The organism is Pseudorhodobacter sp. E13, from assembly GCF_003991405.1.
GTDB lineage: Bacteria > Pseudomonadota > Alphaproteobacteria > Rhodobacterales > Rhodobacteraceae > Pseudorhodobacter.
In genome coordinates this window covers 297508-313005 of sequence record NZ_RPEN01000157.1, presented here as the reverse complement: position 1 = coordinate 313005, position 15498 = coordinate 297508, and the positions used below count along the sequence as shown (strand labels likewise).

The window sequence follows — 15498 nt, the reverse complement described above, 5'->3', positions numbered from 1 at the left end:
GGCTGTCTGCCCCTCCCCCAGACCCCCACCCCGAGGATATTTTTGAATAGATGAAGGCGGGTCAGGGTTTCGGGTGGTCGTCGTAATCGGTTTTGAGGATGCGGGCGGCATCGCCTTGCGGGTCCTCAAACTGTTTGGATTTCAGCGCCCAGAAGAAGGCTGCGAGGCCAATGCCGCCCAAAAGCAAGGACACGGGGATGAGGACGGCGAGGATTTCCATGTGGCTACCTTAGGCGTAAAGCGTTCAATGACACTGTAATCGAAGACAGCGACATCGCCAAGGCGGCCATGAGCGGGGTTGCCAGCCCTATCAGCGCCAGCGGCACGGCAATCACGTTATATCCCGCCGAGAGGCCGAAATTTTCGCGGATGCGGCGGGTGGATTGTTTGGCGATGCGCAGGGCATCGGCCACCGGGGCCATATCCTTGCCCAAGAGCACGATATCAGACGCCGTGCGGGCGGCATCCAAGGCCGACGCGGGCGAGATAGAGACATGAGCTTGTGCAAGGGCGGCGGTGTCATTTAAGCCGTCACCAATCATCAGAGCCTTTTCGCCGTTGTCTTGCAAAGCCTTTACATAGGCGACCTTTTCGGCAGGCAATTGGCCTGCGTGCCAATCGGCGATACCAAGCCGAGCCGCAAGGTCGGCAACAGGGGCCGCTGCATCGCCCGAAAGCAAGGTGATGCGCAGCCCGGCGGCGCGCATGGCGGCGATGGCGGTTTCGGCACCCGGGCGCAGGCTGTCGGCAAAGTGGAAGGCGTGGGTTTTGCCGGCGTAAGACAGGTAGGTCGCGGTTTGGGACGCAGGGGGTGCCCCTACCCATTCCGCCCGGCCAAGGCGGACGATCTGACCGTCAAGCTGTGCTTCGACGCCGTAACCCGGCACCTCATGCAGGGTTGTCAGGGTTGCGGGCAGGGCATCGGCTTTTGCCAAGGCCATCGCCAGCGGATGCGAGGATCCTTGGGCCAGCGCCACCGCCACGGACAGCGCCATTTGGGGAAGCGTGTCGAGGTTGGTAGGGCGCGGGGTGCCCATGGTCAGCGTTCCGGTTTTGTCGAAGACGACGTGATCCACCTCGGCCAGACGTTCGAGCGCGGTGCCATGTTTGACCAGAAGGCCCTTGCGGAACAGTTTACCACTCGCCGCCGTGACAACGGCAGGCACAGCAAGGCCCAAGGCGCAGGGGCAGGTGATGATGAGCACCGCCGCCGAGATATTGATGGCATAGCGCAGATCGCCGCCCGTGGCCCACATCCAATAGCCGAAGGCCGCAAAGGACAGCAGATGAACCAGCGGCGAATAGGCGCGCGCGGCACGTTCGGCGAGGCTGGTGTATTTCGTCTTGGCGCTTTCGGCCACGGCGACCAGATCAGCCATGCGATGCAGGCTGCTGTCGCGCCCTGCCGCAGTGACCTGCACCAAAAGCGGCCCCGTCAGGTTGATTTCGCCAGCGGCGACACGGGTGCCGGGGCCTGCCATGGCAGGCAGGCTTTCACCCGTGAGCAAGGAGCGATCCACCTCGGAGCGACCTTCGGTCACCACACCGTCCACCGGCATCCGCCCACCAGGGCGCACGCGCACCAGATCGCCAACCGCAAGCGCGGAAATGGCGACCGTATCTTCCACCCCGTCGCTGACCCGGATGGCGCGCGGCACCTCCAGCGCGGCGAGTTCTTCGGCAGCGGAGCGTGCCACGGCGCGGGTGCGATGATCCAGATAACGCCCGGCCAGAAGAAAGAAGGTCAGCATCACGGCGGCATCGAAATAGGCGTGATGGCCGGAATAGAACGTCTCGAACAAGCTGATCGATGAGGCAAGGATGATGGCGAGAGAGATCGGCACATCCATGCCCAGACGGCCCACGCGCAGGCTGGCCCATGCCGACTTGAAGAAGGGTTGCCCCGCAAACACCACGGTCGGCAAGGCGATCGCCGCCGAAATCCAGTGGAACATATCACGCGTGGCATCCGCCGCCCCGGACCAGACCGCGACGGACAAAAGCATGACGTTCATCATGGCAAATCCGGCCACGCCCAAGCGCATCAAAAGCTCGCGGCCTTGTCTGTCGGTTTCGGTCGCCGACAGCAGGCCGGGGTCCAGCTCATGCGCCTCATAGCCGAGGCCTGCCAGAACCGGGATCAGGCTTTCGGCGGTTATCTCTGGTTCAGCCTCGACGCTGACGCGGCGTTGGGTCAGGTTCACCCGTGCCGAATGCACACCGGGCAGCGCCTGCAAACCGTTTTCCACCGTCGACATACAGGCCGCGCAATGCGCCGTGGGCAGGGACAGCACCAGCCGTGCCTGCACCGAGCGGCTGAGTTCGGCCAAACGCTCGGCCGAGGGGGCAACAGCACAGGCAGGGCAGGCAGAAGGCGACACATGCCCCGCATCATATTCCTTGCCATCAAAGCCCGAAGCCAGTGTCATGGATCAGCCCCTTACAAGCAGGTCAATGCGTTGGCGGAAGGGGGTGCCATCGGTCGAGAACGCCTCGATCTGCATCATCCATTTCCCGGCAGGCAGATCAAGCGGAGCCACGAAAACCCCCGCCTCGCGCACGAATTCGGGGCGGCTGTCATCGCGGGCTTCGGTGGCACGGCCCACCAGAACCGTCAGGCCCGTCACCTCGGCGGGATAGCCTGCCTTGTCGGTGAAATTCAGCCGCAACTGCTTGGCCGCTGCATCATATTCGGGCACCAGCGACCAGCCCAGATCAAGCTGGGCGCTGCGGTCGGCATCAAAGGCTTGGCTGGCGACATAGGAGTTTGCCACTTCCAGCCCCGGAAATGTGGATACCGCGCGATTGGCCAACATCAGGTTGGCCCCGATGATGACCCCGAAAAACAGGGCGACAATGCCGAACACGCGCCCGCCCGTCAGCTTCACGCGGGTAAAGACAAGGCCCAGCACAATGACCACCGCGACAAGACCAAAGCAGAACAGGACTTCGGGACGGGTGATGAAGTGCAGGAAGGTCATGTTCTGCGCGTTATACATATCGGCCCCTTTGGGTTTTCGGTGTCATGGCTCAGTTTGCCTTGCCGTTAAAGATCGTATCGTGATGAACCCGGTCGGTCGCGCCGATATCTTCGACCCAGAACCGCAGGTCCGTGCGGTCAGCAAGCGCGGCCTCAGACCCCGGTTCTGCAACAACATAGACCTTTTGCGACTTTTGTTCATTGGCCGGCACGGTCACTTTCAGCTCATCCGTGCCCTCCAGCGAGATGCGCAGCGCGGCATCCGACGACAGCGAGATATGGTAATCGCGCGCCTCGCCATGCTTGTTCAGGATACGGAATTCATAGGTGTTGCGGATAGAGCCATCGGACAAGGTGACAAAGGTCGGGTTGCGCACCGGTGTCACGTTCAGATCAATCGGAGAGCGCATGAAGAGCGCAACCACAAGCGCGATCCCCACGCCTGACCACAGGGTCGTATACATGATGGTCCGGGGGCGGAAGACGTGTTTCCAGACGGATTTCGGCTCTTTGCCCGCCACTTCGGCGACTTCATCGGTCAGCGCCATGTAGCCGATCAGATCGCGCGGTTTGCCGATACGGTCCATCACATCGTTGCAGGCATCAATGCACAAGCCGCAGGTGATGCAGGCCATCTGCTGGCCGTTGCGGATATCAATCCCCATCGGGCAGACGTTGACGCAGGCCATGCAGTCGATACAATCGCCCTGCCCCGCCGCGACTTCGCCTTTTTGCAGCTTGCCGCGGGGTTCACCGCGCCAGTGGCGATAGTTGATGGTCAGCGTATCCTCATCAATCATCGCGGCCTGAATGCGCGGCCATGGGCAAGCATAGATGCAGATCTGTTCCCGGAAGAATCCGCCGAAAAAGAAGGTCGTCGCGGTCAGCACCAGAATGGTGATATAGGCAATCGGATTGGCCTGACCGGTCACAAGGTTCACCGCAAGGGTCGGCGCATCGGTGAAATAGAACACCCAAGCCCCGCCTGTCGCCACGGCGATCAACAGCCAGGCCGACCATTTCATCGCAGTTTTGCGAATTTTCTCGCCGGTCCATTTGCTGCGGTGCAGGCGCAGGCGCGCGTTGCGGTCGCCTTCGACCCAACGCTCCACCAGAATGAAAAGATCGGTCCACACCGTTTGCGGGCATGCATAGCCGCACCACACACGCCCCGCCGCCGAGGTGAACAGGAACAAGCCCAGCCCCGCCATGATCAGCAGGCCCGCGACAAAGTAAAACTCATGCGGCCAAATCTCGATCATGAAGAAAAAGAATCGGCGGTTGGCCATATCCACCAAGACGGCCTGATCGGGCAGGCTTGGCCCACGATCCCATCTGATCCATGGCGTGATGTAGTAAATGCCCAGCGTAAACGCCATGATCCACCACTTCAGCGTGCGGAACGCGCCCTTCACGCGGCGCGGAAAGATCGGCTCGCGTTTGGCATACAGGCTTTTGGGTTCGGTATCTGGGCTGGTCACGGCATATCTCCGGCATCAATTCTGCCACTGGTATCTGGTAACAGGGCATAGATCGCTTTGATATGCATCAAATAGGTATCGCCGAGTCATGTTTTGACCGCGACAACTGCGCGCAGTTCACTGAATTTTCGGGAAAATCAGGCCGCCGACACCCCGGAGGAAACGCGCGAACATGGAAACGGGGCATCGGCGGCCGGTCGCCAAGCGGCGGCAGAATCACTTTGCACCGGTTGGGGCGCGGCTGCATTGACGCAAGTCAAGCGATGGGAAAAACCTGCCGCCGCGCCCATTGCGCAAAGGCTTTGGCGGGGGGGCGCAACACCCCTGCGGGCGTGACCAGAAAATAGCCTTCCCGCTCATCATCCTCGACCACCACATGCAGGCGGCCAGCGGCGATATCGGCCTCGACAAAGGCGCGGGCGGTCACGGCCACACCCTGCCCTGCGCGCGCCGCCTCTAGCATCAGATTGCCGGGAAGCGAGGTCAGGCCAAAGCGCGCGCCACGTTCCACCCCGTATTTTTCCAGAAACGCGGTGGCCTCGCTGGTGCCAAGCTCTTGCAACCACGGCAAATCTGCAAGGTCGGCAACCGACCCCACCGCCGCAGGCGCGATCAGGGACGGGGCGGCAACCGCAACGATGGAGGAGGAGACAAGCAGCCGCGCCTCGGTGCCCGGCCAGCTTCCATTGCCATAGCGAAAGGCTATATCGGCACCTTCGGGGCCAAGCTGGCGCAGATCCGGGGTAGGGTCGATCACCAGATCAATGCCCGGATGATGGCTGCGAAAATCGGCCAGACGCGGCATCAGCCACCCGATCGCGAAAGAGGGCGTGGTGGTGATATGCAGCGCGCGGTTGGCATCTGCCCCGGTCAGGCTGGCGGCAAGCTCCGCCACATTGCCAAAGGCCAGCAAGGCGGCATCGGCCAGCATCCGGCCTTGGGCGGTCAACACCAACTCGCGCCCCGCACGCGACACAAGCGCAAGGCCCATGTGCTGTTCCAGCGCGCGAATTTGCTGGCTGATCGCGGCATGGGTCACACCCGTTGCAGCCCCGGCCTGCGCCACCGACCCGGCCTCGGCAAAGGCGGCAAAGGCCTTGAGCGCATTGAGCGGCGGCAGATCACGCCAGTTTTTCATGTAATATTTCCTTACATGGCAAGAATCTTGATGGCGTGAGTTTTGCTGCTTTCAGGTCTATTTTCAAGAGTATGAAACGAGAAAAGGAGAATAGCCATGCTAGGAATACTTGCACAAAGCCTGATGATCGCAACCCGCACCGAAAACACGGTCTGGGCAAGGGATGCCAAGCCAGAGGCAGCAAAGCGCAGCGCGGATCAGTATTTTTGGCGCGGCCGCAAATGGCGGCAGATTGATCTGGACAAGCTGTAAGCCTAGGCAAGCACGCGCGCCACGCGGCGGCGCAAGGCTGGCAGCACCTCGGCCTCGAACCACGGGTTTTGCTTTAGCCAACGGTTGTTGCGCGGGCTGGGGTGGGGCAAAACCTGCGCTGGCCCCTCGGCCCGCACCAGCGCGGCGATGGGCAAATGTTTGGACTGCGGCAGGTGCCAATTGATCGCATAGCGGCCAATCACCAACGCCAGCGCCAGATCGGGCATCGCGCTCAGCACTTGGTCCCGCCACAGCGGCGCACATTCCGGGCGCGGCGGGGCATCGCCGCCTGTGCCCGTGCCGGGAAAGCAAAACCCCATCGGCACAATGGCCACCTTCGTGGCGTCGTAAAACGTCGCCCGGTCTAGCCCCAACCAATCGCGCAAACGATTGCCCGAGGGGTCATCGAATGGGATGCCCTTGGCATGGGTGATGCGCCCCGGCGCTTGGCCCGCAATCAGCAGGCGCGCGCCTGCGCTGGCCTGAAGCAAAGGGCGCGGCCCCAAGGGCAGGCCCGCACAGACCTGACAGGCCCGAACTTTTGTCAGCAGATCCTGCATCCCGCCCCCCTTTCGCCTCCATCCAAACAAAAAAGACCCCCCAGCGCAAACCGGGGGGCCCCATTTTCTTCAGAGGTCAGGCTTATTCGCCGCCGCCCAAACCGTGGACATAGAGCGCAACCGCACGAATATCCGCTTCGGAGAGGCGCGTGTTCCAGTTCGGCATCACGCCCGCCCGCGAATAGGTGATCGTATGGGTCAGGGCCGCCACGTCACCGCCATAGAGCCAGATCGCATCAGTCAGGTTCGGCGCACCCAGATCGCGGTTCCCTGTGCCGTCTTCCATATGGCAAGCGGCGCAGTTTTCCTCGAACACAACGGCACCGGCTGCGGCCAGCATTGCATCATGCTCTTGCCCCGAAATCGCGCGCACATGCTGAACGACTTCGTCGATTTGCGGCTTTTCCAGCAGCTCATCCACGCCAAAACGCGGCATGTCCGAGATGCGGGCATCTTCGTCGGTGGTGTTGCGGATACCGTGGGTGATCGTGGTGTGGATCGCCTCGATATCGCCACCCCAGATCCAGTCATCATCCAGCAGGTTCGGATAGCCCGAAGCCTGCACCCCAGCCGCACCCGAACCGTGGCACTGTGCGCACCAGGTGCGGAACACAGCAGCACCGGCATTGTTCGCAAAGCCCGAAAGTTCGGGGTCGGCGGAAATCTCGGTCAGCTCTGCCGCTTCCAGCTTGGCGCGGATCGGGGCGTTACGGTCCGAAAACTCCTGAATCTCAGCCGCGACATCGGCGCGGGTGGACGCGCCAAGCAGGCCCGGCGTTGCCCGGCTGATCATCGGCCAAGCAGGGTAAGCGATGGAATAGACCAGCGCCCAAGCGATACAGGCGTAGAATGTCCACAACCACCAGCGCGGCATCGGGTTGTCAAACTCTTCAATCCCATCCCAAGAGTGACCGGTTGTGTTCGGATCACCTTCTTGGTGGTTTTTTGCTTTCTTACTCATGTCCGCGCCTCCTCGGAACGGCCCGCAGTATCGGCGGGTTTGTCATCATTGCGAAAGATGGATGCGGCGATGTCATCGTGGACGGGGCGGCTGCCGGGCCGGAAGGCCCAAAGCACCACACCCACGAACACCGAAGTCAGAAAGATCAGCATCCAGCTGTCAGCGAATTCACGCAACAGGCTATAGGTTTCCATGGCGTGCCCCCTTACCGGCTTGCGTCAGGCTGGAAGGTCGAGAAATCAACCATCGTGCCCAACACCTGCAAATAGGCGACCAGTGCATCCATTTCGGTCAGCGCAGGCGTGCCGTCATAGTTGCGCACCGTGGCTTTGCCATAGCGTTCGACCAAGCCATCATAATCGCTGTCAGGATCGGCCTGCGCTTTGAAATCGGCAACCGCATTTTCCATCATCTCGTCGGTGTAAGGCACACCCACGACACGATGCACTTTCATGCTGTCCTCGATATACCTGCCGTCGATGATCTTGTTGGTCAGGAAGCCATATTTCGGCATCACGGATTCCGGCACAACCGATTGCGGGTTGGTCAGGTGGTCCACATGCCACGCGTCCGAATACCGTTCACCCACGCGGGCAAGATCGGGGCCGGTGCGCTTGGACCCCCATTGGAACGGGTGGTCATACATGGATTCGGCTGCAAGGCTGTAATGGCCATAGCGTTCCACCTCGTCGCGCATCGGGCGGATCATCTGGCTGTGGCAGACGTAGCACCCTTCGCGGACGTAGATATCCCGCCCCGCCAGTTCCAGAGGCGTGTAGGGGCGAACCCCTTCCACCTTTTCAATCGTGTTCTCCAGATAGAACAGCGGCACGATTTGCACCAAACCGCCGATGGTCACGACCAGGAAGGACAGAACCAGAAGCAGGGTCGCGTTGGTCTCGATGACCTTGTGTTTGTCAAGAAAAGCCATTGTTCCCTCTCCTTATTCGGCCGGAACGAACGCGTTGTCACTGGCCTTTTCAGGCTGTGCTTTCACGGTCATCCACAGGTTGTAGCACATGATCAGCGCACCGGTCAGGAACATCGTCCCACCCAAGCCACGAACCACATACATCGGGAATTTTGCAGACACGGTATCGGCAAAAGCATTCACGAGGAACCCGTTTGCATCGACTTCGCGCCACATCAGGCCTTCCATGATGCCCGTGACCCACATCGAGGAAGCGTAAAGCACGATCCCGATAGTGGCGAGCCAGAAGTGCCAGGACACCAGCTTCAGGCTATACAGCCCCGAACGGTTCCACAGTTTCGGCGTCAGGTAATACAGCGCGCCAAAGGTGATCATGCCGTTCCAGCCCAGCGCACCGGAATGCACATGGCCGATGGTCCAGTCTGTATAATGGCTCAGGCTGTTCACCGCTTTGATCGACATCATCGGCCCTTCAAAGGTCGACATCCCGTAAAAGCCGATGGACACAACCATCATCCGGATGATCGGGTCGGTGCGCAGCTTGTCCCATGCGCCCGACAGCGTCATCAGACCGTTGATCATACCACCCCAGCTTGGCATCCACAGCATGATCGAAAAGACCATCCCAAGGGTCGATGCCCAATCCGGCAGCGCGGTATAATGCAGGTGGTGCGGACCCGCCCAGATATACAGGAAGATCAGCGCCCAGAAGTGGATGATCGACAGCTTATAGCTGAACACAGGGCGCTCTGCCTGTTTCGGCACAAAGTAATACATCATCCCAAGGAAGCCCGCGGTCAGGAAGAAGCCCACGGCGTTGTGGCCATACCACCACTGCACCATCGCATCCTGCACGCCCGAGAACACCTGAACCGATTTGGAGCCAAAGACAGACACCGGCACCGAAAGGTTGTTGAACACATGCAGCATCGCCACGGTGATGATGAAGGACAGATAGAACCAGTTGGCCACATAGATATGCGGCTCTTTACGCTTGAGCAGCGTGCCAAGGAAGGCGGCCAGATAGGCCAGCCAAACCACAGTCAACCACAGATCAACATACCATTCCGGTTCGGCATATTCCTTGGATTGTGTGGCACCCAGCAAATAGCCGGTCGCGGCCAGAACGATCACAAGCTGATAGCCCCAGAACACGAACCAACCCAAATTGCCGCCCCACAGGCGCGCGGCACTGGTGCGCTGCACGACATAGAAGGAACTCGCGATCAGCGCGTTACCGCCAAAGGCAAAGATAACAGCCGAGGTGTGCAGCGGCCGCAGACGGCCGAAGTTGGCAAAGCCCTGCGCCCATTCAAAGTTGAGGCTTGGGAATGCAAGCTGGAACGCGATGAACACGCCCACCAAAAATCCCACAACACCCCAAAAGGCGGTTGCAATCACGCCAGCGCGCACCACGCCGTCGAAATATTCATTTTGTGGCGTTGCCAGTTTCGGCTCGTCCACGCGGCGCACGGACCACAAGAACAGCCCCCCCGCCACAAGCATTATCGTCAGTGCATTGACCAGATAGGCCGGATCGCGCGCATAATTGGCGCCGATCGCGGCCAAAACCGTGATCAGACCCAGCGCAATCAGTTTGAAGTAATCCCACATTTCGCGTCCCTTCGTCTTCTCCCAGTCCAAATCAGGATTCGGCCGGGCATTCGTTGACAGCCTGCTTTTGAACGTCCGCCAGTGATAGCGCCTTGATCCATGTCAAGAAATCGCAGCCATCTTATTGACCGGGATCAAGGCAACAACCTTTGGGTGATCTTATGCTCGACTAATCTGATAAGCAGGAGAATTCCGACATGGCTTACAAATCGTTACTCACAATCTGTGCCGACCCTACACGCGCACCACAAACCTTCGCAAGTGCAGCATCATTGGCAATGGCGCAGGATGGACATCTTGACGCGCTTGCCCTTGGGGTTGATCGGACGCAGGTCGGTTATTCCTATGTTGGGGCCAGTGCCGCCATCATCCAAATCTCGCAGGAACGCGCGACATCCGATGTCAAAGCGGTGGAAGCCGCGATCCGTGCGGCAGCCGATCAGTTCGGCCCTTCCCTGCGCTGGTCCTCCGAAGGGGCCTTGGCGATGATCGGGGGGCTTGCTGATCTTGTGGCGCTTCGATCGCGCTTTGCGGATCTGGTGGTTTTGGCAAAACCATACGGCGACAAGCACAGCGACGAAGAAGAGGCCATCGTCGAAGCCGCCATGTTCGAAGGGCAATCCCCGGTTCTGGTGCTGCCCGATGCACCGATTGACGGGGCCAATATCGGCAAACGGATCGTGATTGCCTGGAACCAAAGCCGCGAGGCAATGAACGCCATCCGCCGCGCCCTGCCCTTCCTGAAAAAGGCCGATCAGGTCTGGATCACCATCATCGACCCGCCACAGCACGGCGCCGAACGCTCGGACCCCGGTGGCGCGCTGTGCCAGATGCTTGTGCGCCATGGTGTAAAGGCCGAGGTGTCCGTGCTGGCCCGCACCATGCCGCGCATCTCGGATGTGCTGGCGCGCCATGTGCGCGATGTGGATGCCGATATGCTGGTGATGGGGGCCTACGGTCATTCCCGCTTTCGCGAGGCGATTTTGGGGGGTGCGACGCGCCATATGCTTGAAGGGGCAGAAATCCCGGTCTTTATGGCGCATTGACCGAATGCAAAGCACCGCGCCCCGTCAACAGACAGGGCGCGGCTTTCGTCTGGCAGGCGAGGGGCCTTACTTCACATAGTCAGGCATCGCTTCCAATTGCTCTTTGGTCTGCGAGACATAGACGCGGATATCGTCACCGTTGTCCGACCGCAGGATGCTGAGTTCCGAGAGGCTCAGGGCCACCGGCTTTTCGCCAAGGCCAAGGAAACCGCCCACATCTACCACCGCTTCGGTGATCTGGCCATCAGCGCCAAGGATCAGGCTGCCCACCTCGCCAATATCGGCATCGGTCGCATCATAGACCCGCGCACCCGTCAGCTTTTCGGCCGTCAGCACGTCCGGCTCTGCGGCAACATAGCCATCCCGCGTGACCATCATGCCCGGCGTCATATCGGTGCTGGCCGGGGCCTCTGCCACGGTGGTTTGCCCGCTGATAATCTCGGCATCGGTTTTCATATCGGTGCCGGGCATCCGCGAATAGGCCGGGGCCTCTTGCAACATCGCATCGGCGGCGGTCATCACCAGAAAGAAATCATCCGGGTCTTCGCCCGTGGCGTCATCGGACACAAAGCGGATCGCATCCATGTTCACCGCAACCTGACGTTCACCCATACCAAGGAACCCACCGATATCGACCAAAACAGCATCCACCGTGCCTTCGCGCGACAAGATCACATCGTTGATTTCGCCAATGTCATCCCAATCGGTCTGAAGCCCTGCCACACCCGGCCCAGCCAGTTCGGTTTCCGCAGCATAGACCCGCATACCGATAAAATCAGAGGCGTAAACCTCGCCAGCAACGGCTTCGGTGCGGAAGGGGCTGGCGTCTTGTGCCTGTGCGGCAATCGCAGAAAATGCCACGACCGCAGTCGAGATCATAAGATTTTTCATCATATTTCTCCGTAGGTTAGATTTTTCAGTGCAGCTTTCGCACTCTGCCCTATCAACCCCGCAGCCCGGTGATCGGTTCCACAAAAAAGCGAAGGGCACAGGAAACCCGCACGGGCGGCCAATCGCCGCCGATTTTGGGTGCGAAAGCCAAAACTGCCCCTATGCTGTGCCCGAACATTTCGAATAACAGGCGGTGGCATGACCGAATTCATCGAAACCCAAGCGGCGCTTTTGGCGCTTTACGGCACACCGGGCGAGGCGGCGCAGCGCAAGGTCATGCACCGCCTGATCCCGACCTATCGCGCCTTTTTGGAGCGTGCGCGCTTTTGCGTGCTGACGACGGTTGGCCCATCCGGCACCGATGGCACCCCGCGCGGAGATGAGGGGCCGGTGGTCACAATCCTTGACGATACCACCCTTGCGTTGCCCGATTGGCGCGGCAATGACCGCATCGACAGCCTGACCAATATCATCGCCGATGGCCGCGTCAGCCTGATGTTTCTGGTCAATGGGTCCACCAATGCGATGCGCGTCAATGGCACCGCCAAGCTGACCGCCGATGACAGCCTGCGCGACCGTTTCGCCCGTGGAAAGGACCGCCCGCGCACCGTCATCGTGATCTCCATCGCCGAGGTTTACCCGCAATGCGCCCGCGCGATTCTGCGTTCCGCCCTGTGGACCGGGGGCGACCAATCCGCAGGCCTGCCCAGCATTGGCGATATGTTGACCGAGGTTACCTCTGGCACCTTCGACGGCGCGGCCTATGATGCCGAATGGCCCGGCCGGGCCGCAAAGACCATGTGGTAAGGAATTTTCATGCCCATCTACCTCATTCGCCACGGCCAATCAGAATTCAACGCCGCCCATGCGGGTGGCGGCCCCGACCCGATGATCTTTGACGCGCCCCTGACCGATTTGGGCAAGCAGCAGGCGCTGGCCGCCCGCGAACAGGCCGCAACGCTGGGTATTCAGCAAGTGATCTGTACACCACTGACCCGCGCGATCCAAACCGCCAAGATCATCTTTGACGGTATCGCGCCGATTACCGTCTCGCTTGGCCCGGTCGAACACCTGTCGCATAGCTGCGACATGGGCCGCAGCCCCGAATTGCTGGCCGCCGAATTCCCCGATCTGCGGTTTGACCACTTGCCCCCCGTCTGGTGGCATGACGGCCCAAAAAACGCCAATGGCGTGCCAGAGGAGCCGGAACACCTGTTCCACGCCCGCATCGCCCGTTTCCGTGAGACGTTGCCAAGCCTTCACCCACGCCCTTTGGCAATTGTCGGCCATTGCAACACATTCCGCTCCCTCGCGGGGGTCGAAATGCGCAACTGCGAGATTCACCGCTATCAATAGCCATGACGCCTTAGCTTCAGGCCAGTTTCAGCGCCACAATACCCGCAACGATCAAGGCGATGCCGGTGATGCGCAACATATTCGCTGGCTCTGCGAACAGAAATATCGCCAAAACGGCGGTGCCAACCGTGCCTATCCCGACCCACACCGCATAAGCCGTGCCCACGGGCAAGGTTTTCATCGCGTAGCTCAGCAACCAGAAACTCGCCGCAGCGCCCAGCAAGGTCAGAACCGAGGGCACCAGCTTGGTGAACCCATCCGAATATTTCAGGCCCAGCGCCCAGCCAACCTCAAACAGGCCAGCAAGCACAAGGGCGGGCCATGCGCTTCCCATGGCCTAGGCAGCAAGCCCTTTGGAGCCCATGTCGATGAATTTCTTACGACGATCCTTGATCAGCGCATCCGGCTTCATGCCCGACAGTTCGGCCAACATCGTCTCTATCACCTTGCCAACCGCCGCGATGGATTGCTTGCGATCCCGCTGCGCACCGCCCAAAGGCTCGGTGACGATCCGGTCAATCACCCCCAGCTTTTGCAAATCTTGCGCGGTCAGGCGCAACGCCTCTGCCGCTTCGCGCATTTTCTCGGCATCTTTCCACAGAATACTGGCACACCCTTCCGGGCTGATGACGGAATAAACCGAATGTTCCAACATCGCGATGCGGTTCGCCGTCGCAAAGGCCACCGCCCCGCCTGATCCGCCTTCGCCAATGACGATAGACACCAGCGGCACGCCGATCTCCAGACATTTCTGGGTCGATCGCGCAATCGCCTCGGACTGCCCGCGTTCTTCCGCACCCTTTCCGGGATAGGCGCCGGGCGTATCCACCAAGGTCACAACCGGCAGGCCAAAGCGATGCGCCATATCCATCAGCCGCACGGCCTTGCGATAGCCCTCGGGCCGCGCCATACCGAAATTCCGCTCAATCCGGGTTTTGGTGTCGTTGCCCTTTTCATGGCCAATCACCATCACCGGCTTGTCGTTAAAGCGCGCCAAACCGCCCATCACCGCATGGTCATCGGCAAAATTGCGATCGCCTGCCAAAGGGGTATATTCGGTGAACAGCGCGTCGATGTAATCTTTGCAATGGGGCCGGTCCGGGTGGCGGGCCACAAGGCATTTCTGCCAAGGCGACAGGTTCTTATAAAGATCGCGCAGCATGGTCGCCGCCTTGGCATCCAGCGCCGCAGCTTCCTTCTCTACATCCATCTGTTTGTTCGCACGCGCCATCGCGCGCAGCTCCTCGGCCTTGCCTTCGATCTCGGCCAACGGCTTTTCAAACTCAAGATAGTTCATCGCAAACTCCCCAAAGGACCTCCGCGTATATGACGCGCGCACAGGCCGATTGCAACTCAGCAAGATTTGCAAAAGCATCATAGGCCATAAGAAACAAGCAAATCACAAAGGAAAACCGCATGGCAGGCGAATACGAAGCACGCATGAGCCGGGTGCAAACCTACATCCACGATCATCCGGCGGGTGATCTGTCGCTGGATCATCTGGCCGATATAGCCGCCTTGTCGCGCTTTCACTTCCAGCGCACCTATCGGCTGCTGACAGGTGAAACCGCAGCCCAGGCCGTGCGCCGTATCCGTATGCATCGCGCTTCGGTGGCGCTGATCCACAGCAATGCCCCGCTGCACGAGATCGCGCGCGCCGTGGGCTATCCCAATCTTGCCAGCTTCAGCCGCGTGTTTTCCGAAACCTTCGGCACACCCCCCAGCGCATTTCGCAACTCCGGCACGCAGCCCGCGCCCAGCGTGGTAAAACCCAACCTCACCCCGAAAGGCACCGCCATGTTCCCCATCAGCATCCGCATCGAACCCGCCCGCCACCTTGCCGCGATCCCGCATAAAGGCGATTACCAACTGATCAGCCGCAACTTCGAAAAACTCTTCACCACTCTGGCCATTCGCGGTCAGATGCAGCAGACCGGCGCGATGATCGGCATCTATCTCGACGACCCGGAAAGCACCGCCACCAAGGACCTGCGCTCCCTCGCCGCCGTTGAATTTCCCGCAGATGCAGACCTCGCGCCACCGATTGAACGCGCCACCCTGCCCGCAGGGCGCCACGCTGTTCTGCGGTTCAAGGGCCCCTACACAGGGCTTCCCGCGGGCTACAGCCAACTCTTCCGCGAATGGCTCCCCCAGTCCAATGAAGAGCCCGGCGATTCGCCTGCGTTCGAGCTTTACCTCAACAACCCGCGCGAAACCCCGCCCGAAGATCTGCTGACCGAAATCTGCCTCCCCCTCAAATGACCCCGCTTTCTTTTCGGCAAAAATAT

At 60.4% G+C, this 15498-nt stretch carries 18 protein-coding genes; 5 read left to right on the top strand and 13 right to left on the bottom strand.

Features of this window, described 5'->3' with window-relative positions:
- Positions 1-61: 61 nt before the first annotated feature.
- The 5 genes from ccoS to EGN72_RS13785 form a co-directional block, all read right to left on the bottom strand.
- Positions 62-220 carry a cbb3-type cytochrome oxidase assembly protein CcoS gene (gene ccoS / locus EGN72_RS13805; RefSeq protein ID WP_127048527.1) on the bottom strand — a complete coding sequence of 53 codons (159 nt, stop codon included), beginning with the start codon at positions 218-220 and terminating at the stop codon, positions 62-64.
- Between the two features lie 4 nt (positions 221-224).
- Complete coding sequence (locus tag EGN72_RS13800) at positions 225-2429, bottom strand: heavy metal translocating P-type ATPase (protein WP_127048526.1); 2205 nt, start codon at positions 2427-2429, stop codon at positions 225-227.
- 3 nt (positions 2430-2432) lie between these two features.
- Positions 2433-2999, bottom strand: coding sequence for a FixH family protein (locus EGN72_RS13795; protein ID WP_233587141.1), 567 nt, complete (start codon positions 2997-2999; stop codon positions 2433-2435).
- A 31-nt stretch (positions 3000-3030) separates the two neighbouring features.
- The gene (gene ccoG / locus EGN72_RS13790) at positions 3031-4461 is read right to left on the bottom strand and encodes a cytochrome c oxidase accessory protein CcoG (RefSeq protein ID WP_127048524.1); all 1431 of its coding nucleotides are present in this window, start codon (positions 4459-4461) and stop codon (positions 3031-3033) included.
- Positions 4462-4717: 256 nt separating this feature from the next.
- Positions 4718-5599 (bottom strand): LysR family transcriptional regulator, encoded by an 882-nt coding sequence (locus EGN72_RS13785; RefSeq protein WP_127048522.1) that lies wholly within the window; start codon positions 5597-5599, stop codon positions 4718-4720.
- Positions 5600-5695: 96 nt separating this feature from the next.
- Between EGN72_RS13785 and EGN72_RS19200 the strand changes: the two genes are divergently transcribed.
- Complete coding sequence (locus tag EGN72_RS19200) at positions 5696-5851, top strand: hypothetical protein (RefSeq protein WP_158623197.1); 156 nt, start codon at positions 5696-5698, stop codon at positions 5849-5851.
- Between the two features lie 2 nt (positions 5852-5853).
- Here the strand turns inward: EGN72_RS19200 and EGN72_RS13780 are convergent, their stop codons facing one another.
- The 5 genes from EGN72_RS13780 to ccoN all read right to left on the bottom strand — a co-directional run bounded on the left by EGN72_RS13780 (position 5854) and on the right by ccoN (position 9917).
- Positions 5854-6411, bottom strand: a complete 558-nt coding sequence (locus EGN72_RS13780) for a uracil-DNA glycosylase family protein (RefSeq protein ID WP_127048520.1) — start codon at positions 6409-6411, stop codon at positions 5854-5856.
- Positions 6412-6493: 82 nt separating this feature from the next.
- Positions 6494-7372, bottom strand: a complete 879-nt coding sequence (gene ccoP, locus EGN72_RS13775) for a cytochrome-c oxidase, cbb3-type subunit III (RefSeq protein ID WP_127048518.1) — start codon at positions 7370-7372, stop codon at positions 6494-6496.
- Positions 7369-7566, bottom strand: a complete 198-nt coding sequence (locus EGN72_RS13770; protein ID WP_127048517.1) for a cbb3-type cytochrome c oxidase subunit 3 — start codon at positions 7564-7566, stop codon at positions 7369-7371. The genes ccoP and EGN72_RS13770 overlap by 4 nt, the downstream gene beginning before the upstream one ends.
- Positions 7567-7577: 11 nt before the next feature.
- Entirely contained in the window at positions 7578-8303 is a 726-nt protein-coding gene (gene ccoO, locus EGN72_RS13765; protein WP_127048515.1) for a cytochrome-c oxidase, cbb3-type subunit II, read from the bottom strand.
- Between the two features lie 12 nt (positions 8304-8315).
- Entirely contained in the window at positions 8316-9917 is a 1602-nt protein-coding gene (gene ccoN, locus EGN72_RS13760; RefSeq protein WP_127048513.1) for a cytochrome-c oxidase, cbb3-type subunit I, read from the bottom strand.
- Between the two features lie 197 nt (positions 9918-10114).
- Here ccoN and EGN72_RS13755 point away from each other — a divergent pair, with 197 nt between their 5' ends.
- Positions 10115-10963 (top strand): universal stress protein, encoded by an 849-nt coding sequence (locus tag EGN72_RS13755; protein ID WP_127048511.1) that lies wholly within the window; start codon positions 10115-10117, stop codon positions 10961-10963.
- A gap of 66 nt (positions 10964-11029) precedes the next feature.
- Here EGN72_RS13755 and EGN72_RS13750 read toward each other — a convergent pair whose 3' ends face one another.
- Positions 11030-11854, bottom strand: coding sequence for a PRC-barrel domain-containing protein (locus EGN72_RS13750; protein ID WP_127048509.1), 825 nt, complete (start codon positions 11852-11854; stop codon positions 11030-11032).
- Between the two features lie 198 nt (positions 11855-12052).
- Here EGN72_RS13750 and EGN72_RS13745 point away from each other — a divergent pair, with 198 nt between their 5' ends.
- Both EGN72_RS13745 and EGN72_RS13740 read left to right on the top strand, forming a co-directional pair.
- Entirely contained in the window at positions 12053-12661 is a 609-nt protein-coding gene (locus EGN72_RS13745) for a pyridoxamine 5'-phosphate oxidase family protein (protein ID WP_127048507.1), read from the top strand.
- A 9-nt stretch (positions 12662-12670) separates the two neighbouring features.
- On the top strand, positions 12671-13210 hold the full coding sequence (locus EGN72_RS13740; protein ID WP_127048505.1) for a histidine phosphatase family protein: 540 nt from the start codon (positions 12671-12673) through the stop codon (positions 13208-13210).
- Between the two features lie 16 nt (positions 13211-13226).
- Here EGN72_RS13740 and sugE read toward each other — a convergent pair whose 3' ends face one another.
- Both sugE and EGN72_RS13730 read right to left on the bottom strand, forming a co-directional pair.
- On the bottom strand, positions 13227-13544 hold the full coding sequence (sugE, locus tag EGN72_RS13735; RefSeq protein ID WP_127048503.1) for a quaternary ammonium compound efflux SMR transporter SugE: 318 nt from the start codon (positions 13542-13544) through the stop codon (positions 13227-13229).
- Positions 13545-13547: 3 nt separating this feature from the next.
- On the bottom strand, positions 13548-14507 hold the full coding sequence (locus EGN72_RS13730) for an acetyl-CoA carboxylase carboxyltransferase subunit alpha (RefSeq protein ID WP_127048501.1): 960 nt from the start codon (positions 14505-14507) through the stop codon (positions 13548-13550).
- 119 nt (positions 14508-14626) lie between these two features.
- Here EGN72_RS13730 and EGN72_RS13725 point away from each other — a divergent pair, with 119 nt between their 5' ends.
- Positions 14627-15472 (top strand): GyrI-like domain-containing protein, encoded by an 846-nt coding sequence (locus EGN72_RS13725; protein ID WP_127048499.1) that lies wholly within the window; start codon positions 14627-14629, stop codon positions 15470-15472.
- Positions 15473-15498: the final 26 nt, after the last annotated feature.